The sequence below is a fragment of the Acidovorax sp. FW305-C-20-28 genome (genome assembly GCF_058783375.1).
This window is the reverse complement of sequence record NZ_JBYSYM010000026.1, coordinates 88,526-110,780: the sequence shown is the minus strand read 5'-3', so window position 1 is coordinate 110,780 and position 22,255 is coordinate 88,526. Positions and strand designations below refer to the sequence as shown.

Here is a 22,255-nt window from a genome sequence, read left to right as displayed (position 1 = left end):
CGCTTGTTGATAGCCGGGCTATCAACTGCGCACCGCGCCTTGCATCCCACCCGCCAAGGCCGCTGCGCGACCCCTGGGAGATCGTAAACAGGTTCTAAGGGCCTGCCCTGTTCTGCTGAAACACGCCGCAGCGGCGAGGAAGATCTAATGTCCCTGTCCCCGCTGGCTAAGATCAGCGAAGAATTGGCCACTTTTGCCACCACCGCCCGAGGCTTTTGCGACTGGTGCGAGGGAGCACCTGATCCCGACGCCGAGCGCAGCGCCGCCTACTGGTTGGCCAGGCTCTATGCAGACGCATTGCACTTGCCACAGGTGGGGCCTGAAAACGACTGGGGCATTCCAGCCCCACCCGCCGACGCACTCGACAAGGCAAAAGCCAAGCTTTCCCCGTTCTGGGGCTGGTACTACCGCGAGGTACTCGACCCTGCGCCGGAATTGTCGGATGAACCGGGCATGGGCGACCTGGGTGATGACCTCATGGACATCTACCGTGACATCCGTGCCGGCCTCGTGTTGTTTGACGAGGGGCGGGTAAACGATGCGCTATGGCACTGGTCGTTCATGCACCGCAACCATTGGGGCCAGCATGCGACCGGAGCGCTGTGGGCGCTTCACCGCATGAGTATCTCCAAGGCAACGCCAGAATAAGGCAGCTTGTCCGCCCGAGACCGTCCAGAACCGGTGTACTGGCCGTCAGTCATCCCGGCTCATGTAGCCGCGCCGGCGCCGACGCCGTCCCATGCCGCGCCATGTCGTGGGCGCGGTCGATCACATGCCGCACCATGGCCTGGGCCAGGGCCTCGTCGGAGAGGAACACGGTGCCACCGTTCTCTTCTTCGAGCAGGCGCGCCTCCTGCTCGTTGTGGCTGCGGATCACGGTTTCGACGCTGGGGTTGAGCAGGCGCGCGGTGGCGATCATCTGGCGCACCTTGATGGTGTCGGGCGTGGCGATGACCAGCATGGCGGCACGCGCGATGTGGGCCTGGATCAGCACAGCGGGCTCTTCGGCGTCGCCGAACACGGCAGCGATGCCCTTGGCGCGCAGGTGCTCGACCAGCTCGCGGTTCTGCTCGGCCACGACAAAGGGCACGTCGTTGGCGGCCAGCGCTACGGCAATGCGCCGGCCCACCTTGCCGTAGCCCACAAGCACCACCTGGTGCGCGAGGAACTTGGCGTGCGTGCTCATGGGCAGCTCGGCCAGCGGGTCGTCGCGCTCTTCGAGCCGGCGCGCAAAGGCCGAGCGCTTGCGCAGCCAGGCCTGCAGCGGCGCGATGGCGTGGAACAGCATGGGGTTGAGCGCCATGGAGATCAGCGCGCCGGCCAGCACCAGGCTCGTGCCCTCGGCCGGCAGCAGGCCCAGCGATGCGCCCAGGCCCACCAGGATGAAGGAGAACTCGCCAATTTGGGCCAGGCTGGCCGAGACGGTGAGCGCGGTGTTCAGCGGGTAGCGGAACGACAGCACCAGGGCCGCGGCCGCGAGGGTCTTGCCCAGCATGATGATGGCCACCACGGCCAGCACCTGCAGGGGGCGGTCCCACAGCACGGCGGGGTTGAACAGCATGCCCACCGAGACGAAGAACAGCACGGCGAAGGCGTCGCGCAGGGGCAGCGACTCCTGCGCGGCACGGTGGCTGAACTCGGACTCGCGCATCACCATGCCGGCGAAGAAGGCCCCCAGCGCGAACGACACGCCGAACAGCGCGGCCGAGCCGAAGGCAATGCTCACGGCGGCCGCCACCACGCACAGCGTGAACAGCTCGCGCGAGCCGGTGCGCGCCACCTGCCACAGCACCCAGGGGAACACGCGGCGCCCCACCACCAGCATCAGCACCACGAAGCCGCCCACCTGCAGGAGCGTGAGCCCCAGGGTCTTGGCCAGATCCGAGGCATCGGCACCGGCCCCGTTGCCGCCCAACACCCCGGCCAGCGGCGGCAGCAGCACCAGCACCAGCACCATGACCAGGTCTTCGACCACCAGCCAGCCGACCGCGATGCGGCCGGTATAGGTTTCCAGAATGCCCAGGGTTTCGAGCGCGCGCAGCAGCACCACGGTGCTGGCCACCGACAGCGCCAGCCCGAACACCAGCGCCCCACCGAGCCCCCAGCCCCACCAGTACGCCAGGCCCATGCCCATGAGCGTGGCCACCATGATCTGCACGATGGCCCCGGGCACGGCGATCTTGCGCACCGCCAGCAGGTCACCGAGCGAGAAATGCAGACCCACGCCGAACATCAAGAGCATCACCCCGATCTCGGCCAGTTGGCTGGCCATGGCCGCATCGGCCACGAAGCCGGGCGTGAAGGGCCCGATCACCACCCCCGCCAGCAGGTAGCCCACCAGCGCCGGCAGGCGCAGCCGCGAGGCGACAAAACCCAGCGCCAGCGCCAGCCCCAGGGCGGCGGCGATGGTGTTGATGAGGTTGACGCTGTGGGGCATGGTGGCAAAAAGTCGGTAAAGGGGCAGGAGAGTGCGCGAAGAACCTGTGCAGAAAACACGCAAGCGCATTGCGTGCCAATGTTCACGGAAGCTGTTGAATATCTTATAACCTGAAGCGGCCAGCACGCAAAAATCCAGGGCAATACTTGGCCTTTGCACCCCATGACCAACCTGCCTCCATCCCCGCTGTCTTTGACGCCAACGCGCGCCGCCCTCCTCCGCCGAGCCTCCGCGGCCCCCGCAAGCCGGCACGGGTTCTTCACACGGGTCGGCCTCGTGCTGGCGCTGGCGCTGGCGTTGGCATCACCCGCACCGTCCAGGGCCCAGCAGGCGGCGGCTGCAGCAAGCACTGCCCCTGCAGCCCAAGCGGAGCCCGTGCTCCCCCAGAGCTACCACGATCGCGTGGAGGAGCTACAGGACCAGGTGAACGAAGGCAAGCTTGCCGAAATCCGCGCTCGCATCGTCCCCGGGACCCAGCGCAAGATCTTTGACGTGGACGATGTGAACGACTCGCAGACCTGGTGGCAGTACGAGGACGACACCACCTTCGTCCACATCGAGAACGGCACCGGCCGCACCATCACGGGTCTGGTACTGGATTTCTGGGTCGACAGCTGCTCCCAAAAGGCGAAGCCGCCCAACACCGTGCACGTGCAGCTCAGAAAGCCCCTGCGCAAGAACACCCAAGCGGTGGTGGTGGTACCGCCGAGCGAGTTGCTGCACACCAAGAACGAGGTGAGCTGCCTGAGTGTGCGGGGCGGATGGTAGCGCGGAGGACCGCTCAGGGCTTGCGTCCCCAACGGGCTTCGTAGTCGCGCTCCATCTTCTCGCAGGCGCCGGCGACAAACCGGGCCGTCGATGCGTCCAGGGATTTGCGGCCCTGCTCGCTCCAGCACAGCTTGATGGCGTCCTGCGCCCGCCAGCGCGCATCGCGGTCCGGGTTGTCGGGCATCAGGGCGCCGATCAGCATGAGGCCCCCGATGGCGATCACCGGCGTGAGCAGAACCCAGCCCCACCAGGGCAGCAACCGCTTCTTTCGGGGTTTGGCGGCGGGCGGATCTTCTGTCGTCGCGGCAGCAGCAACAGGCACGGCGGACGCCGGCGTGCTGCCCGCGACCTTGGCCCGCATGTAGGCCGCCTTGGCGCGCTGCTCGTCGCCATCGCTTTCGGCAAAGCACTTGGCCCACAGCGCCGGGTCTCGGTCCGCGGGAGATTCGGCCTCCCTCATGGCTGCTGCCCAGCTGTCTTCCGATCCCTGCATTCCAACTCCCTCATTCATTCAATCAATCAATGTTCCTGTGAACTGCACCGAGCGGCAGGGCCTGCGATTTGGCCAATCGTGCCTGCCCGAACAGGTATCATTCGCTACCTGCACATCCACAGTGTGCGGAGTGCTCCGCGCACTTCAACAAAATAATAGCGCCAAACCCTGTGTTGGCGCTGTCTGCCTGTAGCTCAACTGGATAGAGCAATAGCCTTCTAAGCTATAGGTCGGGGGTTCGAGTCCCTCCAGGCAGGCCATCTTCTTCCCCTCCTGCGCCCACGCGCACCGTTCGCACACGCACCGGCCGGTCAGCCCGGCAATGCCACCAGGTGCCATCGCCCCTCGCCCTGCCATGCGATGTCCGCATCGGGCTGGCGGAGCGCGCATGGCGGCATGGCCCCGGCAGCCTCCTGCAGCACGCACACAGAGAGCAGCACGGCATGGCCTTCGGCCGTAGCGCCGTGCCATGACCTGGCATGCGCCACCGGTACCTGCGCCGGATCAGCCGGGCCTGCTGGGCGGCACTCGATGCGCCGGATCGCCGCAAAATCCACGCCCGTGCCCGTGCACTTGAAATACGCCTCCTTGAGGCTCCAGATCTGCAGAAAGTGGCGCTGGCGTGCGGGGCCGTCGTCCAGCGCCTGCAGCTGTGCCTGCTCGCCCGGCGAGCAGGCCATGGCGGCCAGGGCGAGCACGTCGCGCCGGCCTGGGCTCTGGATGTCCTGGACCTCCAGGTCAATGCCCACGGGCTGCGAGGCCACGGCGCAGGCCAGCCAGGCGCCGCTGTGCGACAGCGACAGGTGGGTGGCGGCAGCCGCCGCGGCGCCGTGGCGCTGTGCGTTGAGATGGGGCGCCCTGCCCTCGGGCGCGTCCAGGCGCCAGTCGCCGGCCGGCGTGCGCTTGCCCTCAGCCAGCAACTGGCGCAGGGCCCAGCGGCAAGCCAGGAACTCCTGGCGCCGCGCCGCATGCTGCATGCCGGCCAGGCGGGTTTGTTCATCCGCCGTCAGCCACCCGGGCACCGCCTGCTGCGCCCGCGCCGCCAGGGGGGCCTGCGCGGCGAGCAGCAGTTGCAGCGGTGGTGCCGAGGGGGAAGGCGACCTCACTGCCCAAGGCGGACGTAGGTGCCCTTGAAGGTCACGCCGGTGAGCATGTTGCCCGCGTGGCATTCGTAGTTGACGGGGTCCTTGTAGACCTTGCCCTTGAAGACGCTGTGCAGGTCCACCACGGCGTTGGCGCCGCGCTTCTTGGCGAACTCTTCCAGCGAGATCAGTGTGGACAGGGCCACCCAGTGGCAGGCCTCTTCCTTGCTGCGGCCGCCCGATGCCGTGCGGCGGTTGGCGGTTTCCTCGCCGATGGCGGTGCCGCCTTCGGGTGTGGGCGCACCCGAGAGGTAGAACTTGACGCTGCCGTCGAGCTTCTTTTGCGCCAGGCCCAGCTGCACGGCCTCCTCCAGGGGCAGCATCAGCACTTTTTCGGCATGGGCGGCGGTGGTGCCTGCAGCGGCCAGAACGGCCAGCGCCAGGATGCTTGCGGTCTTCTTCATGCGCATGTCGGTGTTCCCTCTTTGGTCTGGTGCGGTCGTCTGGATCCGCATTGTTGGAAAGATGATCGAATGGATGGACGGTTCGCGTGCCCGGCTCAAGGCGCGGTGCGTGCGTAGGTGCCCTTGAAGGCCACGATGGTCTGGTAGCTGGTCTGGTTGCATTCGAAACGGGCCGGGTCCTTGACGGCCTTTTCGTTGTAGAAGCTGTGCAGGTCAACCACGGCGTTGGCGCCCCGCTTCTTGGCGCTCTCCTGCAGCGCCATCAGGCCGGCCAGCGCGGCCCAGTGGCAGGCGAACACCAGCTCCTTGCCGATGTTGCTGGTGCGCCGGTGCAGGTACTCCTCACCCAGGGGCTGGTCCGCCAGCTGCGGCACCGGGGCGCCCGAAAGGTAGAAGCGCACGCTGCCGTCGAGCTTGCCCTCGCGGATGCCCATCTGCACCGTGTCTTCGAGCGACAGCATCGAGGCCTTGACCTCGCGCGCCTGCGCCACGCTGGCAGCCGACAGCACGGCCAGCACCAGCAGCATTTGTTTCGTTTTATCCGTCATCGTTGTTACTCCCAAGGCAATTCACGCCACGCACCGGCCTGAAAAACCGGCGCGCCCGAGGCCAGCGCCCCCGTGCAAGGGCCGCCCCGCCGCACCGGGGGGTCCCCCCTCGGGGGGGAAGAGGCGAAGCGGCTCAGGGGGGCTTACACCCTTGCGAAAGTACCCTTGAGCGTCACCCCGATCACCACAGCGCCGGCATGGCACTCGTAGTTGGCGGGGTTCTTGTAGGTGGCACGCTTGTAGTAGCTGTGCAGGTCGACCACGGCGTTGGCACCCTTTTGCTTGGCCGACTCCTGGAAGGCGATCAGTGCCGACAGCGCCGCCCACCGGCAGCCATAGGCATCGTCCTTGCCGACGCCGTTGGTCTTCTTGTTGGCGATGTCTTCGCCCAGGCGGGCACTGACCTTGGGCGTCTTGGCGCCTGAGAGGTAGAACTTGACACTGCCGTCGAGCTTGCCCTGCTCCACGCCCATGCGCACCACCTCATCCAGAGGCAGCGTCAGAACCGTGTTGCGTGCATGCACTGCACCCATGGCCGACAGGGCGGCCAGCGCCAGGACCCACTTTTTCATGCGAATTCTCCTGCGATATGCCCCTCCGCATGAGGGGCGGTTTCAGATGCTCTGAGCGGACCGCATGCCCGCCCAGCTTATTCCGGCACTGCCCGCCGGGCTTCAGCCGCCGCTGATGCGCTGCATGAGGTTGCGGATCCAGCGGTTGTAGTTGGGGTGGATGCGGCGGCCCGCGCCCGCGTCGGCATAGTTGAGGTTGTAGCTGTTGACGTAGTCGATCTTGTAACCGGCATGGTCGTAGCGCACGGCGATGGCCGCCATGTGCTTGCCCTGCTTGTCGTACTGCAGCTCCACCACGCCCGGGCTTTCGCGGGTCACGGCCCAGCCCAGCGACAGGCCGGCCTGGATGATGCGGTCGCGCACCTGCGCCGCCGTGGGCGTGTAACCGCCCGAGAAGACGACCTGCGGCGCGTCGTAGAGCGCTTCGGCGCGCGCGTGGGCCGCACCGCTGTGCAGGGCCAAGGCCAGCACGGCCGCGGTGGCCAGCGCGCTGGCGCGGCCGATGGATGTGTGAAGAATTGCCATGTTTACTACTCCCTCCAACGTTTGAAAATCAAGGATGTGTTGACCCCGCCGAACGCGAAGTTGTTGCTCATCACGATGTCGGTGTCGAGCTGGCGCGCCTGGCCCATGATGTAGTCCAGCGCGCCGCAGCGCGGGTCGGGCTCGGTGAGGTTGGCGTTCTGGGCGAACCAGCCCTCGCGCATCATCTCCAGCGTCATCCAGGCTTCCAGCGCGCCGCAGGCGCCCAGGGTGTGGCCCATGTAGCTCTTGAGCGTGCTCACGGGCACGCTGCTGCCGAACACCGCATGCGTGGCATGGCTCTCGGCGATGTCGCCCTGCTCCGTGGCCGTGCCGTGGGCGTTGACGTAGCCGATGTCGCCCGGTGCCAGGCCGGCATCGTCGAGTGCCATGCGCATGGCCTGGGCCATGGTGGCGGAGTTGGGGTGGGTGACGTGGGTGCCATCGGAGTTGGTGGCAAAACCGATGATCTCGCCCAGGATCTGTGCGCCGCGCGCCTTTGCGTGGCCGAGTTCTTCGAGCACGAAGGTGCAGGCGCCCTCGCCCAGCACCAGGCCGTCGCGCGCCGCGTCGAAGGGCCGGGGCGTGAGCTCGGGCGTGTCGTTCCTGGTGCTGGTGGCAAACAGGGTGTCGAACACCGCCGCCTGGATGGCGTCGAGCTCTTCGGCGCCGCCGGCCAGCATGGCCAGCTGCTTGCCGCTCTGGATGGTCTCGTAGGCGTAGCCCAGGCCCTGGCTGCCCGAGGTGCAGGCGCTGGAGGTGGTGATCATGCGCCCCGTGGCGCCGAAGAACACGCCGATGTTGACCGCCGCCGTGTGCGACATCATCTTGATGTAGGTGTTGGCGTTGATGCCCTCGGTGTTCTTTTCGGCGATCATGCGGCCGAAGTCGCCGATGGCCGAGGGCGTGCCCGCCGACGAACCGTACGAGATGCCCATCTGCCCGCTCTTGACGAAGGGGTCGCCCAGCAGGCCTGCGCTCGCCAGCGCAATCTCGGTGGCGCGCGTGGCCATCACGGCCACGCGGCCCATGCTGCGCATGGTCTTGCGGTTGTAGTGCGCGGGCAGCTCGAAGGGCGCCACATTGCAGGCCAGTTGGGTGCTCAGGCCTTCGTAGATCTCCCATTCGTGCATGCGGCGGATCACATTGCGCCCGCTGAGCAGCTGGCTGCGCACCGTGGCCCAGTCGTTGCCCAGGGGGCTGAAGGCGCCGACGCCGGTGATGACCACGCGGCGCTTGCCGCCGTTGCTGTGGGCGGTGGTGGAAGCGCTCATCCGACCATCCCCCCGTTGACCGAGATCACCTGGCGCGTGATGTACGAGGCCTCGGCCCCCAGCAGGAAGGCGACCGCGCCGGCCACCTCGTCCACCGTGCCCATGCGGCGCATGGGAATCATCTCGAGCGCGTGCTCCAGCACCTCTTCGCTCACCATCTCGGTGTCGATCAGGCCCGGCGCCACGCAGTTGACGGTGATGTTGCGCTTGGCCAGCTCGATGGCCAGCGACTTGGTGGCGGCGATCACGCCGGCCTTGGCCGCGCTGTAGTTGGCCTGGCCGCGGTTGCCCATAAGGGCCGAGACCGAGGCCAGCGTGACGATGCGCCCGGGCTTGCGCCGGCGCACCATGGGCATCACCACGGGGTGCAACACGTTGTAGAAGGCGTCGAGGTTGGTGTGCACCACGCGGTCCCACTCCTCGCCGGTCATGGCAGGGAAGGCATTGTCCATGGCGATGCCGGCGTTGCAGACAACGCCGTAGTAGGCGCCATGGGCCTCCATGTCGGCCTCCAGCGCGGCGGCGCAGGCGGCACGGTCGGCCACGTCGAACTGCAGCACGCGCGCGCTGCGGCCCATTGCCTCTATTTCGGCCGCGGCGCTGTGCGCCTGCTCGATGCCGCTTCGGCAATGCACCACGATGTCGTGGCCGTCCCGCGCCAGGCGCATTGCGATGGCCCGGCCTATGCCCCGGCTGGAGCCGGTCACCAGCACGGTGGAGGCGGCAGCCGCTGGTGCTGCTGCGGGCGCGGCGCCGGTCGTCGTCTTCGTCGTCAGCTCATTCATTCTCGGTGTCGGTTGTAACCTGTTGTTGTGTCTATTTTTTTGCCCGCCATCACGGGCCCGATGCGGGCAATGGGGAAATATAGGCGCTACCGTCCTCGGGCTCAAAGACGGAAATGCGCGCACTTGCCAATTCCGTCGCATCTTCGGCATGGATGCGGCAGTCGAACATGCCCAGGCCGTTGTCGCCCATCATGTCGCAGTCCACGCTGACCTTGAGCAGCGCGCCCGGGGCAAAGTAGGCCTGGGCCGTCTCGTACTTGCGCGAACCGAGCAGAAAGCCGATCTTCACGGCCTGGCCCCTGCGCAGCGCGTTCCAGCCGGCCCAGGCGGCCACCGTCTGCGCCATGTACTCCATGCCCACCCAGGAGGGCATGCCGGCATCGTGCAGGAACAGGCCGCCGCGCGGCACCCGGACCTCGGCCACCGCGCTGTCCACGCCGGCGGCCACAAGCCGGTCCAGCAGCAGCATGGCGCCCCGATGGGGCACATAGTTCTCTATGGGTAACAGTTCGGTGGTGGTGGTGCTCATCGATCGGCTTGTCGTCATTCGTCAGGCGGCCTCGAACAGCAGGCTGCTGTTGCTGCCGCCAAAGGCAAAGGAGTTGCTCAGCACGGCCCGGGCCGCGCGGCCCAATTGCGTGCCCGGCGCCACGGCGGCCAGCGCCGGCATGGCGGGGTCGGCCGAGCCGTCCCACCAGTGCACGGGCAGTATGCCCTGTGGATTGTCGTGCAACACATGCCAGGCCACCGCCGCCTCCAGCGCGCCCGCAGCGGCCAGCGCGTGGCCGGTGAGCGGCTTGGTGGAGCTGACCGCGACATCGCTGCCCAGCACCGCCTGCACCGCCCGGCTCTCCATGGCATCGTTGTGCGGCGTGGCCGTGCCGTGCAGGTTCACATAGTCCACGGCCGCCGGCTGCATGCAGGCGCGTGCCAGGGCCTGCTGCATGGCCGCAGCCGCACCCTGGCCCGTGGGGTCGGGGGCCGACATGTGGTGCGCGTCCTGCGACTCGCCCCAGCCGGCCAGGCGCACGGGGCCGGCTTCGCGGCTCAGCACAAAAAAGGCCGCCGCCTCGCCCAGATTGATGCCCCGGCGGTTGGCTGACAAGGGGTTGCAGCGCTCGGCAGAGACCGCCTCCAGCGCGCTGAAGCCGCCCACGGTGAAGCGCGCCAGCGCATCCACGCCGCCAGCCAGCACCACGTCGGCCATTCCCGACTGCAGCAGCCGCGCGGCCGAGGCCAGTGCCTTGGCGCCCGAGGAGCAGGCGGTGGAGATGGTGTGCGCCGGCCCGCGGATCAGGAGGTGCTGCGCCAGGAACTGGGCCACGTTGCCCATCTCCTGCACGGCATAGGCAAACCCGGGCGGAAAGCCGCCCTGGTGCAACAGGTGGCGCGCGGCCACCTCGCCTTCTTCGATGCCGCCCGTGCTGGTGCCCACCACCAGGGCCACGCGCGCGGCGCCGAAGCGGGCAATGGCCTGCGCCACATCGGCCTGCAGCGCCTGCACGGCGCCCCAGGCCAGCGCGTTGTTGCGCGAGCGCTGGTGCACGGGTGCGAAGTCCAGCGCGGGCAGCACGGCGTCCGCCGGCAGGCAGCCCAGGGGCAGCAGGCGGCCGGGGGAGTAGCGCTCGGTCCACTGCAGTGTGGCGGGGTCGGTGGCGGCGAACAGGTGCGCGCGCATGGCGGCGGCGCTGAGCCCCAGCGCGCTGTGGGCCGATGCGGCGTTCAGATAGACATGCGGGCGTGCCATCACACAGGCTCCTGCGCCGGGGCGCACAGTCGGGAGCCCCCGGGCGATTCGACGCGCAAGGTGAAGGCCCCCTCGGGGTAGATGATCTCGACGGCGGTGTTGCCGACGAACTGCACGCGCACCTGCTCCCGGCCATCGCGCAGCAGGCGGCGCCCGGTGGCGGATGCCTCCACGCTCCAGGGTGGCTGCACGGCGCGCTGCACGGCGCGCGCGGGCCAGAAGGCCAGCTGCAGGTCGCTGAGCACCTGCTCGGGCGTGAGCTGCGCGGGCCAGTGGCGCGACAGCTCCTTGTGCCACTGCCAGCCGTCCCACACCATGCTGCCCACGCCCTGCCCCACCACAAAGAAGGCCAGGCGCACGGCCTCGGCATCGACTTCGAGCAGGGCTTCGAGCTGCTGCGCGGGGCGGCCGGGCAGCTCCACCGTGATGCGCTGCTGCACCGCTGCCTCGCAGCGCAGGGCCGCAGGCGCCAGGGCCAGCGGCGGGGTGCGCGCGGCCTGCGGTACGCCCAGGGACGCACAGCCTGCCAGCAGCGACAGCAGCAACGCGGTGGCCGCCCAGCGACCTGCCATGGCGGATCTCATGCGGGCGCCCCTCCCCGCTGCAACGGCTGCTGCCCGCGGCACAGCTCGCCCAGCACCTGCAGGCGGCGCTGCGGCTCGGCGACATAGGGGTTCTTCGCATCCCAGGCGTAGCCGGCCAGGATGGAGGCGATCATGCGGCGGATCTCGGGGCTGTGCTGCGCGTGGAAGATCACGTCCTGGAAGCTGCCGTCGTACCAGCCCTGCACGAAGGCGCGGAAGGTATTCACCCCGGCCTGCAGCGGCGCGGCATAGTCCTGCTGCCAGTCCACCGCCTCACCGCGCCAGGCGCGCTCGATGCAGCGCGCAGCCAGGCTGGCCGAGGTGACGGCAATGGTCACCCCGCTGGAGAACACCGGATCCAGAAACTCGCCCGCATTGCCCAGCAGGGCATAGCCCCGGCCCCACAGCGCGGTGACGTTGGCCGCATAGCCGGTGATGGAGCGGCCCGGCGTGTCCCACACGGCGTTGTGCAGCACATGGGCCAGGCTCGGCGTCTCGGCGACGATGGCGCGCAGGCGCTCGACCTCGCTGCCCTGGTAGCGCGCCAGGAACTCGGGCGTGGCCACCACGCCCTGCGAGCAGCGGCCGTTGGAGAACGGAATGGTCCAGAACCAGACCTCGTGGTGCACCGGGTGCACCGAGATCAGGATCTTGCTGCGGTCCATGTCGCCATGGGCGATGCCATCCTCGATGTGCGTGAACAGCGCGCCGCGCACCGGGAAGTCCGAGGGGCGTTCGAGCTGCAGCAGGCGCGGCAGGATGCGCGCGAAGCCGCTGGCGTCGAGCAGGAAGCGCGCGCGCACGGTGTACTCCTCGCCCTCGGGCGAGGTGACCGCCACCTCGGGCCGCTCGCCCGACACATCCACCGCCGTCACCGTGTGGCGGTAGCGCACCTCGGCACCGGCCTTGGCGGCGGCATCGGCCAGCACCTTGTCGAAGTCGCCGCGCTGCACCTGGTAGGTGGTGCCCCAGCCGGGCGAGAACTTGTCGCGAAAGTCGAACTCGGTGCGCAGCTCGCCCTTGGCGAAGGCCGCGCCGTTCTTGTACTGGAAGCCCGCCTCCACCACGTCCTGCAGCATGCCGGCCTCTTCGATGTAGGCCATGCTCTGGGGCAGCAGGCTTTCGCCGATGGAAAAGCGCGGAAAGCTTTCTTTCTCGATCACCAGCACCTGGCGGCCCTGCTTGCGCAGCAGGCCGGCGGCCACGGCGCCCGAGGGGCCGGCACCCACGATCAGCACCTCGGTCTGTTCCACTTGGCGATGTTGCATCAATGTTCCTTGGAGACGGTGGGGCTGCGAAACAGCGGCGCCAGCACCAGCACCAGCGGCAGGCCCAGCATCAGCGTGAGGCCGAAGGCCTTGAGCGCGGGCGTGGCCGACAGGCCCAGCAGCCCGAACGACAGCCAGGTGCTGCCCGCGCCGATGACCACGGCCAGCCAGGCGTGGGGGTCGTCCTCGTGCTCCTGCAGAAAGATGCCGTAGTCGATGCCCACACCCAGCAGCAGCATGAGCGCCAGCACGTTGAACAGCTGCCAGGGTGCACCCAAGGCCGTGAGCGCGGCCACCACCACCAGGCTGGCCAGCACGGTGGGCATCCAGGCGCGCCAGGCCTTGCGGCCAAAGCGCAGCCACAGGGCGGCCAGCACCATCACATGGCCCAGCAGCAGCAGTTCGGTCATGGAGATGCGGTAGCGCTGCAGCAGGGCCGAGATCTCGGCCGGCTTGTCGACCCAGGCCACGCCTTCGAGCCCCTGGGCCGCACCGGCCAGCGCGGGCAGCGACTGCAGGTCGGCCACGCCGCGCAGCATGACCAGGCTGCGGTAGCGGCCCTCGCGCTCGCCCAGCCACAGCGGGCGCGCGGCGGTCGAGATGGGCTGGGCCAGCCAGGCCTGCACGGTGAGCGGCTCGGGCGCAGGGGCATCGGCGCGGGCAAAGCTTTCGCCGAGCGCGGCGTTCACGCCTTGGTAGACGGCCTCGTGCGCGCGGGCCACCAGTTGCGCATCGCTGTCCTGGCGCCGCGCCGAGGGCACCCAGTCGGACACGGCGCTGTAGCCCGCCAGCAGCTGGCGCGCGACCAGGGCGTCGAGCTTGTCCTTGAGCTCTTCCTCGCGTTGCAGCACCTGCTCGGGCGTGTCGCCCTGCACCAGGTAGAACTGCGCGGGGCTGGGCAGGCCCAGGATCTCGCCCACCTGGCGCTGCTGGGCCACCAGAGTGGCCGAGCCGTTTTGCAGCTGGCGCACATCGTCCTGCGCGCGCAGGCCGCCCAGCAGCCACAGCGCCAGCGCCATGGCCGCGCACACGGCCAGCGAGCCGGGCAGCGCCTGGCGCCAGCGCGGCCAGGCCATCAGGGTCTGGCCGATGCGGTCGGCCACGCGGCTGTGCGGCATGGTGCCCCGGTCCAGCCAGGGAAACCAGCAGACCACGGTGAGCATGGCGGCCGTGAGCCCCACCACCGAGAACACCGCCATCTGGCGCAGGCCCGGAAAGGCCGCGGCCCCCAGCGCCAGGTAGGCGATGGCGCTGGTGCCCAGGGCCAGCCACAGCGCCGGCATGAGCCCGCGCATGAGGCCGTGCGGCGTGCGCCCGGGCGCGCCCTGGCGGCTGGCGAAGTAGTGGATGCCATAGTCTTCGGCCACGCCCACCAGGCTGGCGCCGAACACCAGGGTCAACAGGTGCACCTGCCCGAAGAGCAGCGCCGTGGCCGACAGCGCCACCGCGCAGCCCACCAGCAGCGACACGCCCACCAGCGCCACCGGCCGCAGCGAGCGAAAGGCCAGCCAGGCCAGCAGCAGCACGCCCGCGAGCGAGCCCCAGCCGATGGTGTTGATCTCCCAGTTGGCCTGCACGGCGGCCGCCTCGGCATGCAGGGGCACCCCGGCCGTGACCATGCGGGCGCCGGGCCACTTCGTGTGCACCTGGCCCAGCGCGCTCTGCAGCGCGCCGTCGAGCACGGGCTCGCCCGAGAGGCGGAAGGCCGAGCCCTCCAGCGTGTACTGCAGCACGGCCCAGTGCAAGCCGCCGGCAGCCACCCACAGCTCGCCATCGCGCGGGCGGGCCTGGCTTTGCGCGCCGCGCGCAGCCCACCACTGGGTCCACAGGCCCAGCGGGTCGCCCACCCAGTCGGACAGGCGCGCCTGCACGGCGGGCTGGTACAGGTCCTGCAGTGCCTTTTGCACCAGGGCGGCATCGGGCGTGCCGGCCAGCATGGCGCGCTGCTGCGGGGTGAGCAGGCGTTCGCGCCAGGGCTGGTAGAAGCCGAGCGCGGCGTCCATGGAGGTCTTTTGCGCCACGGCGTCTTCGCGCAGGCGCGCGCCGGCGCCGCTGGCCAGCGACTGGCGCAGCACCTGCACGGCAGCGCGCGCGTCGGCCCACTCGGCGGCACCGATCAGCACCACCACCTGGCGCGACATCTGGCCCACCAGTTGCTCGGTGGCCAGGGCCACGTCGGGGGCCTGCTCGTTCACGGGCAAGAGGGCCATCACGTCGGTGTCGATGCCGTCGTGCGTCCAGAACTGCCACTGGTGCAGGCCCACGGCCAGCACCACCAGCAGCCAGGCCAGGGCGGCCATGCGCCACAGCCCGCCGGGGGCGGCGTCGTGCGCGGGGGTCGCGCTTGTCATTCGAACTGGGCCGCGTCCTGCGGGCGCAGGGCGCTTTCGGCCACGGGCGCGAGGATGCGGATCACGCTGGCGTCACCGCGCGCCTCCTGCAGCTTGACCTCCTGCACGAACTGGTTGCCCTGCAGGTCCACCGCGCTGAGCCATTGGGCCAGCGTGGGGTCGCGCGGCACCAGGCGCAGCGACCAGCCCTTGGCGGCCACCTGCCCCGTCACCTCGAAATGCTGGGCCAGCTCGGCCAGGTTGGCCGACATCACGGCGAACAGCATGGCGTTGACGGTGCGCAGCACGGGCTCGTCCTGCGCGCGCATCTGGGTGGTGAGCTTGCCGTCGCTGCCACGCGACTGCAGGCTGTCGGGCCGCACCACCAGGGTGGATTCGAAGGGTTTGAGCACATGCCAGACGATGCCCTTGCCGCGCGCCACGATGAAGTCGCCGCCCGAGCGCAGCGGCTGCTTGAAGCCCTTGACGGTTTTCAGCTGCTCGAACTCGCCACGCACCACGGGGGCATCCTGCACGCGCTGGCGCACCTGGGCCAGCAGCTCCTGGGCACCGGGTTCGGCCGCCTGGGCGGGCAGTAGCGCCAGCGCACACAGGGCCAGCACGGCGGCCCGCAACCACAGGGCGGGCTTCATGGCGCCACCCCCAGCCGTTCCCACAGCACGGGCGGGCAGACGAAGCACATGGCGCGGGTCTGCATGTCCACCGCCACCTGGATGGTGTGGGCGCTGTTGACCTTCTGGCCCGTGGCCGCGTCGGTGATCAGGTAGTCGATGCGCAGGCGGTTCTCCCACTCGGTGATGGTGGCGCGCACCTTGAGCATCTGGCCGAAGGTGGCCGGGCGCACGTATTTGAGGCGCATGTCCACCACAGGCCAGCCGTAGCCCGACTCGCGCATGCGCGGGTAGTCGTAGTCGAATTGGGCCAGGAGTGCGCTGCGCGCCAGTTCGAGAAAGCGCACGTAGTGGCCGTGGTAGACGATCTCCATCACGTCGATGTCGTAGAACGCAGGCGTGATCTCGATCTCGTGGGTCAGCCGATCGCGCGAGGCCAGCTCTTTCTCAGTGGACATGCGCGGGCCTCCGGGTCATGGGGGTGGCGGAAAGGTGAATCATGCAGCGTGACCGGGGCGCGCGGGCGCGCCCTGGTCCCAGAAGGGGAAGAAGTTGAACCAGTCGTAAGGCGCCTTGCGCAGCATGCGCTCGAGCTGCTGGGCGAACAGGGTGGCGTACTCGGCCATGGCCTGGTCGCGCCGGGCGCGTGGCAACAGCACGCGTTCGGCCAGCGGCACGAACTCGACGGCATAGCCCGCGCCCTCGTGCACGCAGCCCATGAAGAACAGCGGGCATTCGAGCACCGAGGCCAGGATGTAGGGCCCGCAGGGGAATGGCGCCTGGTGGCCGAGGAACGGGGCATGCGTGGTGCGGCTTTCGCGCACGGGCACACGGTCGCCGGCAATGGCGATGAGCTCGCCGCGCGCGACGCGCTCGGCCAGCATCATGGCGGTGGCGGCATTGAAATCGGTCACCTGCAGCAGCTGCACGCCGCTGTCGGGCGCCAGGCGCTGCAACACGCGGTTGAAGCGCTCGGCGTGGGCCGTGTGCACCAGGATGTTCAGGCGCAGGCCCGCGCGCCGCTCGGCCAAGGCACGGCACAGCTCGATGCAGCCCATGTGCGCGGTGACCACCACAGCGCCCTGGCCACACTGCGCCAGGCCATCCAGGGCCTCGCGCCCGGTGACGGCCACGCTGTCGAAGCGGTAGCGCCCGCTGAGCGCGAGCAGCTTGTCCAGAATCACCTGGGCAAACATGCGAAAGTGGCGCTGGCTCTGGCGCCAGCCCGACATGGCGGGCCACAGGCCATGGGCGGCCTGCATGCGCTGCAGGTACTGCAGCGAAGCGCGGCGCGCCACCGGGCTCACCAGCCAGTAGTAGCCGACGATGGGGTACAGGCACAGCAGAAAGGGCCAGCGCCCGAGGAAGCGGTGCACCTGGTAGAGCAGCCACATGCCCGCAACAAAGGTGTTCTCGCCCAGCTGCGCCCAGTGCGGGGCGGCGGGCGCAACGGGTGCAGCGGGCGCAGCAGCAGCCTGTGCCTGCGGCTCGGGCGCAGACGCCGTCATGCCGCCTGCCCCGTCCCGCGCCGGCCCAGCAGCTTGCGCGCCAGCAGCACGGGGCTGCGCAGCAGCATGCCGCCGAACAGGCGTGTGTGCATGCCCGAGATGAGCACGTTGTCCCGCCACACGCGAAAGTGCGAGAGCCCGTCCTGCGGGTAGGTGACGGCCGTGCGCTGGGTGATGAAGGGCACGCCCTTCCAGTGCATGCGCACGAGGATCTCGGTGTCGAACTCCATGTGCTTGCCGATGCGCGCACCGTCCATCACGCCGATGGCGTCGCGCAGCGGGTAGACGCGAAAGCCGCACATCGAGTCCTCGATGTCCAGCGACAAGGTGTTGATCCACACCCACACATGGGTGGCATAGCGGCCGTACAGGCGCGCTTTGGGCACGCTGGCGTCGTAGCGCGGTGCGCCGCAGACCATGGCCTGGGGCCGGGCCCGGGCCAGCGCGATGAAGGCCGGGATGTCGGCCACGGCGTGCTGGCCGTCGGCGTCGATCTGCAGCGCGTGGCTGTGGCCCGCGGCCAGCGCATGGCGCATGCCGGTCATCACGGCGCCGCCCTTGCCCTGGTTCTGCGGCAAGCGCAGCAGCGTGAGCTCTGCGCCATGCTGCTGCGCCAGGGCATCGAGCACGGCGGCACAGCCGGGTTCGGAGCCGTCATCCACCAGAATGCAGTGCAGTCCCGCGGCGAGCACGCCCTGCACCATGGCGCCGATGGTCGTCGGGTGGTTATAGACCGGGATGATGGCGACGGGGTTGAACGAGATGGCGGTACTCATGCGGCCCCCTCCCCCTGCACCAGGCGCCCGCTGGCATGTGGCCCGCGGCTGGAGGTCAGCGCGAACTGCAGCTGGCCCTTGTCGGGCACCCACTGCAGCTGCACCTGGACCCGGTCGCCGGGCAGGATGGGCTGCTGGAACTTGACCACCTCGGCGCGCAGGAAGGCCGCCGAAATGCCGAAGGCCTGCTGCCCCAAGGTGACCACCCAGTGCAGCTGCGCCACGCCGGGCACGATGGGCGCGCCGGGGAAGTGGCCATCGAGCACGCGCAGCCCGGGGTCGACCAGCAGGTTGGCCGTGGCCTGGTGCGCGCTGCGCTCGGTCCATTCGGGCAGGGGCATGAGGGGGCGGAACAGGGCCAGCAGGTCGTGCTGCGTGGTCTTGCCCTGTGCGTTCTGCGGCAGGGCGGCCACGTAGCGCCAGCTGCGCGGCAGGGCCACGCGGTCCACCACAGGTTCGAGCAGGGCGCGCAGCGCGGCGCCCACCTGCTTGCGCCCCTGCTGCTCCAGCGCCTGCCAGCCGGCATCGCTGAGCGCCAGCACCATGCCCACGCGCGCGGCAGCGGGCGGCGATTCGAGCACCACGGCCCGGGCTGCGCCCACCCAGCCGCTGGCCAGCAGCGCGTTTTCCATGGCGGTCAGGGAGATGCGCTTTTCGGCGATCTTGGCGATGCGGTCAGCCCGGCCCTGCAGCACGAAGCCGGCGCCGCCGTCCTGCGGCAGGGCGCGGTCGGCCGTCTCCCACCAGGCATCGGCATCGGGCAGGTGGCCCGAACGCACCGACAGGCAGCCGCTGTCGGCCAGGCGCACCTGCACACCCGGCAGGGGCTGCCAGGCATCGCCCTGCTCGGCCCGGCGGCGCCAGGCGATGCCGCCGGTTTCCGAGCTGCCGAAGACTTCGGTGGTGGAATGGCCGAGCAGCGCCAGCGCATGGGCCGAGGCCTCGGGCGGCAGCGGGCCGCCCGATGAGAAGATGCCGCACAGGCCGCGGGAGGCGGCCGCCCAGTCGAGCTGCTGCGGCAGGCGGCCGAGCATGGCGGGGCTGGAAATGAGCAGCGTGGGGCCGGGCGGGGACAGCTGGGCCACCAGTTCCTCGGGGTAGCGCGCAAACCCAGTGCCCAACAGCCGCCCCGTGGCCAGCGGCCACAGCACACGGAACAGCAGGCCGTAGATGTGCTGGTGCGAGACGGTGGCCAGGGTGCGCAGGCCCGGTGCGTTGGCCATGGGGCCGAACACCACCTGCAGCGCATGCACCTCGGCATCGAGCTGCGAAAGGTATTTGACGATGCGCTCGGGAACGCCCGTGGAGCCCGAGGTGAACAGCACCACCTGCGCCGCGCGCAGCGAAAGCGGCTGCAGCTGCACCGCCGCAGCGCCAGTTGCATCGGGCACGATGGCATCCGGCAACTGGCCCGCACAGGCCTGCATCTGGGGCAGCAGATGCGCGAGGGTATGGGGCTGCAGGTCGCTGGCCAGCACCGGTGTCTTGCCCGCATGCCAGGCCCCCCAGAGGGCGGCCGCAAACTGCAGCGGCTCCTCGAAATACAGGCCCACCTCGGAGCCCTGCACCTGCTGGAAGGCGGCGCACCAGGCCTTGACGGACAGCACCCAGTCCGCGTGCAGCACCGTGTGGCCGCCCGTGGCCGCGACCTCGTGCCCTGCGGCACGCGCCTGCGGCAGGGCCACCTCGGACAAGGCTGTAAACGTGTTCACTTGCTCGATTCCTGATTCTTGGAGTTGTTGGACAGGGACGGAAAAAACGATCTATCGGCTCAGTGCTCTACTGCGGCCCCAGGGTCAGCGCACCGCGCCGGCGCACCCACTGGCGCACCAGCCACTCGCCACCCATCAGGCAGCCCATGAGCACATAGGCAACAAGCCCGTTGTACAGCGCCCAGGTGGCATCGCTGCACCAGGCGGCGGTATAGGCCGCGGCAGCGCCGTTGGCCACGAAGAACGCGCACCACACGGTGGTCACCTTGCGCGTGTAGCGCACGCCGGACTCGGGCAGATCGGGCTGGGTGATTCGGGCCACGCGCTCGATCACCGTGGGCGGGTAGCGCAGGCTCACCGCGAACACCACCAGCAGCACGGCGTTGACCAGCACCGGGTAGAGCTTGACGGCCAGGGCATCGGCGCGCCACCAGGAGGCCAGCGCCAGCACGGCCGCGCCCGAAGCCACGGCCCACCAGAAGCGCTGGCGCGTGGCCACGGCACGCAGCACGGCCAGCAGCACCAGCAGCACGGCCAGCCACTGCGGCGCCACGCGGCCCATGGCCAGGTACACGCCCAGCGGGTACAGCACCGTCAGCACCACCAGCACGGCGGTCACAAGCTTGTGCATGATGATGGCCGGCCGTTTGCCCGCGCGCTCAGGCCGTCGAGGCAGCGTCGTTCACCAGGCGGTGCAGGGCGTCGACCACGTCCTGCACGGTGCGCACGGACTTGAAGGCGTCGGCGTTCAGGCGCTTGCCCACCCAGGGCTTGAGCTGCACGATCAGGTCCACGGCATCGATGCTGTCGATGTCCAGGTCGTCGTACAGGCGGGCCTCGGGCGTGATGCGGTCGGCGTCGATTTCGAACGTGTCCTGCAGGATCGCGGCGATGCGTTCGTAGATGGCTTCTTTGTTCATGTCATATTTTCCGTGAATGCCGCTCGCTTCGTCAGTCAGTGCGTGCGACTGACGGCCACGAAGGCAGCCAGCGCCTGCACGCTGCCAAAGTGCTTTCGCGTCTGCTCCGAGTCGGCCGACATGCTCAGGCCGTAGCGCTTTTGCAGGGCCAGACCAAGCTCCAGCGCGTCGATGGAATCAAGGCCCAGGCCCTCGACGAACAGCGGCGCGGCGGGGTCGATGTCCTCGGGCGCGATGTCTTCGAGCGCCAGGCTCGCGATGATGATTTCCTTGATTTCTTGCTCAAGTTGAAGCACAGGCAGGTCCCTTGAAAAGTTGTACGGACAGGTGCTCGGTCACATGGCGCGCAGCCAGGGAATCGCTGGCAGCCGAGTCACAGAATTCTTCCACCGCGATGTCGGGCCGCACCTCGATGGTGAAGTGCGGCTTGCGCACGGGCACCTTCCACCACGGCGTGCCCTTGGTCAGCATGGGCAGGCTGCTGTGGATGTGCACGGGCGTGATGTCGATGCGCCCTTTCACGGCCACATGGGCCGCGCCGCGCTGCAGCTTGACCTGGCCGTGCAGCGGCGTGCGCGTGCCCTCGGGGAAGATGACCAGGTTGTTGCCGCTCTTGAGCGAGCGCACGCAGTCCTCCAGCAGGCCCGCGCCGTCGCCGTTGGTGATGAAGCCCGCAGCCCGGATCGGGCCGCGCGTGAACGGGTTGCGCGCCAGCGCCTCCTTGACGATGCAGTCTGCATGGCGCACGAAGGAAATCAGGAACACCACGTCGATCAGCGAGGGGTGGTTGGCCAGAATGAGCAGGCCCCGGCGCTGCAGGCGTTCGCGTCCATGCACCTCGTACGAGATCACGCCCACGAAGTTCATGAGCCCCACGAAGCAGCGAAAGCTGTGGTGAATGATGGTCTGGCACAGCTGCTTTTGGCGCGCGGCCCCGCGCACGAAGAGCATGGCCACGGGGCACACCAGAATGCCCAGCAGGATGCCGCCCAGGCCGAACACGGAAAAGCAGAAACCCGTGGCCACGATGCGCCAGGCCCGGTTGATGACTTCAAGCATGCACGCGCTCCCACATCCATTGGCCCGATGCATGGCCGTGTACCAGGTTCTTGCGCTCGCCCTGCAGCAGAAAATGCAGCGCATCGAGCCCATGCGGCAAGGCCGCCGTCTCGCCCCACCCCTCGGCCCCACCCGGCGCATCGAGGGCCTGCAGCGCAAAACCCGCTTCACCAGGCTGCAGGGGCGCCAGCCGCACAGCCCAGGCGTATTCGGCCACGGGCTCATCATGGAAGGCGGTGTAGTCGGGCGGCAGCGGCTCGTCGTAGCAGACCAGCAGCACCTCAGGGGCGGCCTCGGCGTCGTGCAGCAGACCAACGGCCTCGACGATGCCGGCTTCGGGCACACAGTGCGAGGACGCGACGCAGACCGCGTTCGCACGCATACCGCGCAAAATGGAGTGCTGGGCGCCTACGGCGTTGTGCACCGACAGGCCGAAGGCCGTGGGCGACAAGGGTTCGTCCTGGGCCTGCGAGCGCAGCAGCGCCAGCGCCTTGTCGGCATCGCCGTAGCGCGAGGCCCAGACCACGGGAATATCAACCCCCTCTTCAGGCGGCAGCACGCTGTCGGCCACGGAGACGGCCATCTTCGCCAGGTGGCCCAGTCGGCGCCGCGCCATGGCGGGCACCTGGGGCAGATCGACCGCGGTATCGCCGACGGGGCACACCGGCGCCTGGGCCCACTGCAGCCATTGCTCCTGACTTTGCAGGCCTGGTGCTATCGCAGCCCACGCCCGAACGGCGAACGCAGCGCGCACAGCCCTCTCCCGATCACTTT

Annotated in this window: 26 protein-coding genes and 1 tRNA gene; 3 read left to right on the top strand and 24 right to left on the bottom strand. The window is 69.2% G+C overall.

What is annotated here, in order from left to right; all coding sequences use genetic code 11:
• Nucleotides 1–147: 147 nt before the first annotated feature.
• On the top strand, nt 148–648 hold the full coding sequence (locus AC3WOH_RS25750) for a DUF5063 domain-containing protein (protein WP_492232180.1): 501 nt from the start codon (nt 148–150) through the stop codon (nt 646–648).
• A gap of 49 nt (nt 649–697) precedes the next feature.
• Here the strand turns inward: AC3WOH_RS25750 and AC3WOH_RS25745 are convergent, their stop codons facing one another.
• Entirely contained in the window at nt 698–2,437 is a 1,740-nt protein-coding gene (locus tag AC3WOH_RS25745) for a cation:proton antiporter domain-containing protein (RefSeq protein ID WP_492232179.1), read from the bottom strand.
• 162 nt (nt 2,438–2,599) lie between these two features.
• Between AC3WOH_RS25745 and AC3WOH_RS25740 the strand changes: the two genes are divergently transcribed.
• Nucleotides 2,600–3,205 (top strand): hypothetical protein, encoded by a 606-nt coding sequence (locus tag AC3WOH_RS25740; protein WP_492232178.1) that lies wholly within the window; start codon nt 2,600–2,602, stop codon nt 3,203–3,205.
• A gap of 13 nt (nt 3,206–3,218) precedes the next feature.
• Here AC3WOH_RS25740 and AC3WOH_RS25735 read toward each other — a convergent pair whose 3' ends face one another.
• Entirely contained in the window at nt 3,219–3,698 is a 480-nt protein-coding gene (locus AC3WOH_RS25735) for a hypothetical protein (RefSeq protein ID WP_492232177.1), read from the bottom strand.
• Between the two features lie 183 nt (nt 3,699–3,881).
• Here AC3WOH_RS25735 and AC3WOH_RS25730 point away from each other — a divergent pair.
• Nucleotides 3,882–3,958, top strand: a tRNA-Arg gene (locus tag AC3WOH_RS25730).
• A 51-nt stretch (nt 3,959–4,009) separates the two neighbouring features.
• Here AC3WOH_RS25730 and AC3WOH_RS25725 read toward each other — a convergent pair.
• The 22 genes from AC3WOH_RS25725 to AC3WOH_RS25620 form a co-directional block, all read right to left on the bottom strand.
• Nucleotides 4,010–4,804 (bottom strand): 4'-phosphopantetheinyl transferase family protein, encoded by a 795-nt coding sequence (locus AC3WOH_RS25725; RefSeq protein ID WP_492232176.1) that lies wholly within the window; start codon nt 4,802–4,804, stop codon nt 4,010–4,012.
• Nucleotides 4,801–5,250, bottom strand: a complete 450-nt coding sequence (locus AC3WOH_RS25720) for an excinuclease ATPase subunit (protein WP_492232175.1) — start codon at nt 5,248–5,250, stop codon at nt 4,801–4,803. The genes AC3WOH_RS25725 and AC3WOH_RS25720 overlap by 4 nt, the downstream gene beginning before the upstream one ends.
• Nucleotides 5,251–5,339: 89 nt before the next feature.
• Nucleotides 5,340–5,792 (bottom strand): excinuclease ATPase subunit, encoded by a 453-nt coding sequence (locus tag AC3WOH_RS25715; RefSeq protein WP_492232174.1) that lies wholly within the window; start codon nt 5,790–5,792, stop codon nt 5,340–5,342.
• 143 nt (nt 5,793–5,935) lie between these two features.
• A complete protein-coding gene (locus AC3WOH_RS25710; RefSeq protein WP_492232173.1) occupies nt 5,936–6,364 on the bottom strand; it encodes an excinuclease ATPase subunit in 429 nt (142 codons plus the stop codon).
• A 102-nt stretch (nt 6,365–6,466) separates the two neighbouring features.
• On the bottom strand, nt 6,467–6,889 hold the full coding sequence (locus tag AC3WOH_RS25705) for a hypothetical protein (RefSeq protein WP_492232172.1): 423 nt from the start codon (nt 6,887–6,889) through the stop codon (nt 6,467–6,469).
• Between the two features lie 5 nt (nt 6,890–6,894).
• Complete coding sequence (locus AC3WOH_RS25700; protein WP_492232171.1) at nt 6,895–8,160, bottom strand: beta-ketoacyl-ACP synthase; 1,266 nt, start codon at nt 8,158–8,160, stop codon at nt 6,895–6,897.
• Nucleotides 8,157–8,945, bottom strand: coding sequence for a 3-oxoacyl-ACP reductase FabG (gene fabG, locus AC3WOH_RS25695; protein ID WP_492232170.1), 789 nt, complete (start codon nt 8,943–8,945; stop codon nt 8,157–8,159). Before fabG ends, AC3WOH_RS25700 begins: the two co-directional genes overlap by 4 nt.
• 49 nt (nt 8,946–8,994) lie before the next feature.
• Nucleotides 8,995–9,474 carry a hotdog family protein gene (locus tag AC3WOH_RS25690; RefSeq protein WP_492232169.1) on the bottom strand — a complete coding sequence of 160 codons (480 nt, stop codon included), beginning with the start codon at nt 9,472–9,474 and terminating at the stop codon, nt 8,995–8,997.
• Nucleotides 9,475–9,495: 21 nt separating this feature from the next.
• The gene (locus tag AC3WOH_RS25685) at nt 9,496–10,692 is read right to left on the bottom strand and encodes a beta-ketoacyl-ACP synthase (RefSeq protein WP_492232168.1); all 1,197 of its coding nucleotides are present in this window, start codon (nt 10,690–10,692) and stop codon (nt 9,496–9,498) included.
• Nucleotides 10,692–11,264: a DUF3261 domain-containing protein gene (locus AC3WOH_RS25680; protein ID WP_492232167.1), complete on the bottom strand. Its 573-nt coding sequence runs from the start codon at nt 11,262–11,264 to the stop codon at nt 10,692–10,694. Before AC3WOH_RS25680 ends, AC3WOH_RS25685 begins: the two co-directional genes overlap by 1 nt.
• A gap of 8 nt (nt 11,265–11,272) precedes the next feature.
• A complete protein-coding gene (locus AC3WOH_RS25675) occupies nt 11,273–12,544 on the bottom strand; it encodes an NAD(P)/FAD-dependent oxidoreductase (RefSeq protein WP_492232166.1) in 1,272 nt (423 codons plus the stop codon).
• Nucleotides 12,544–14,895 carry an MMPL family transporter gene (locus AC3WOH_RS25670; RefSeq protein ID WP_492232165.1) on the bottom strand — a complete coding sequence of 784 codons (2,352 nt, stop codon included), beginning with the start codon at nt 14,893–14,895 and terminating at the stop codon, nt 12,544–12,546. The genes AC3WOH_RS25675 and AC3WOH_RS25670 overlap by 1 nt, the downstream gene beginning before the upstream one ends.
• Nucleotides 14,892–15,527: an outer membrane lipoprotein carrier protein LolA gene (locus tag AC3WOH_RS25665; RefSeq protein ID WP_492232164.1), complete on the bottom strand. Its 636-nt coding sequence runs from the start codon at nt 15,525–15,527 to the stop codon at nt 14,892–14,894. The genes AC3WOH_RS25670 and AC3WOH_RS25665 overlap by 4 nt, the downstream gene beginning before the upstream one ends.
• Nucleotides 15,524–15,964 carry an acyl-CoA thioesterase gene (locus AC3WOH_RS25660; protein WP_492232163.1) on the bottom strand — a complete coding sequence of 147 codons (441 nt, stop codon included), beginning with the start codon at nt 15,962–15,964 and terminating at the stop codon, nt 15,524–15,526. Before AC3WOH_RS25660 ends, AC3WOH_RS25665 begins: the two co-directional genes overlap by 4 nt.
• Nucleotides 15,965–16,003: 39 nt before the next feature.
• Nucleotides 16,004–17,014, bottom strand: coding sequence for a lysophospholipid acyltransferase family protein (locus AC3WOH_RS25655; RefSeq protein WP_492232162.1), 1,011 nt, complete (start codon nt 17,012–17,014; stop codon nt 16,004–16,006).
• The gene (locus tag AC3WOH_RS25650; RefSeq protein ID WP_492232161.1) at nt 17,011–17,790 is read right to left on the bottom strand and encodes a glycosyltransferase family 2 protein; all 780 of its coding nucleotides are present in this window, start codon (nt 17,788–17,790) and stop codon (nt 17,011–17,013) included. The genes AC3WOH_RS25655 and AC3WOH_RS25650 overlap by 4 nt, the downstream gene beginning before the upstream one ends.
• A complete protein-coding gene (locus AC3WOH_RS25645; protein WP_492232160.1) occupies nt 17,787–19,502 on the bottom strand; it encodes an ApeI family dehydratase in 1,716 nt (571 codons plus the stop codon). The genes AC3WOH_RS25650 and AC3WOH_RS25645 overlap by 4 nt, the downstream gene beginning before the upstream one ends.
• A 67-nt stretch (nt 19,503–19,569) precedes the next feature.
• Nucleotides 19,570–20,133, bottom strand: a complete 564-nt coding sequence (locus AC3WOH_RS25640; RefSeq protein ID WP_492232159.1) for a COG4648 family protein — start codon at nt 20,131–20,133, stop codon at nt 19,570–19,572.
• Nucleotides 20,134–20,161: 28 nt separating this feature from the next.
• Nucleotides 20,162–20,422: an acyl carrier protein gene (locus AC3WOH_RS25635; protein ID WP_492232158.1), complete on the bottom strand. Its 261-nt coding sequence runs from the start codon at nt 20,420–20,422 to the stop codon at nt 20,162–20,164.
• Between the two features lie 35 nt (nt 20,423–20,457).
• Nucleotides 20,458–20,718, bottom strand: coding sequence for a phosphopantetheine-binding protein (locus tag AC3WOH_RS25630; RefSeq protein ID WP_492232157.1), 261 nt, complete (start codon nt 20,716–20,718; stop codon nt 20,458–20,460).
• Nucleotides 20,705–21,481: a lysophospholipid acyltransferase family protein gene (locus tag AC3WOH_RS25625; protein ID WP_492232156.1), complete on the bottom strand. Its 777-nt coding sequence runs from the start codon at nt 21,479–21,481 to the stop codon at nt 20,705–20,707. Before AC3WOH_RS25625 ends, AC3WOH_RS25630 begins: the two co-directional genes overlap by 14 nt.
• Nucleotides 21,474–22,235, bottom strand: coding sequence for a beta-ketoacyl synthase chain length factor (locus tag AC3WOH_RS25620; protein WP_492232155.1), 762 nt, complete (start codon nt 22,233–22,235; stop codon nt 21,474–21,476). The genes AC3WOH_RS25625 and AC3WOH_RS25620 overlap by 8 nt, the downstream gene beginning before the upstream one ends.
• Nucleotides 22,236–22,255: the final 20 nt, after the last annotated feature.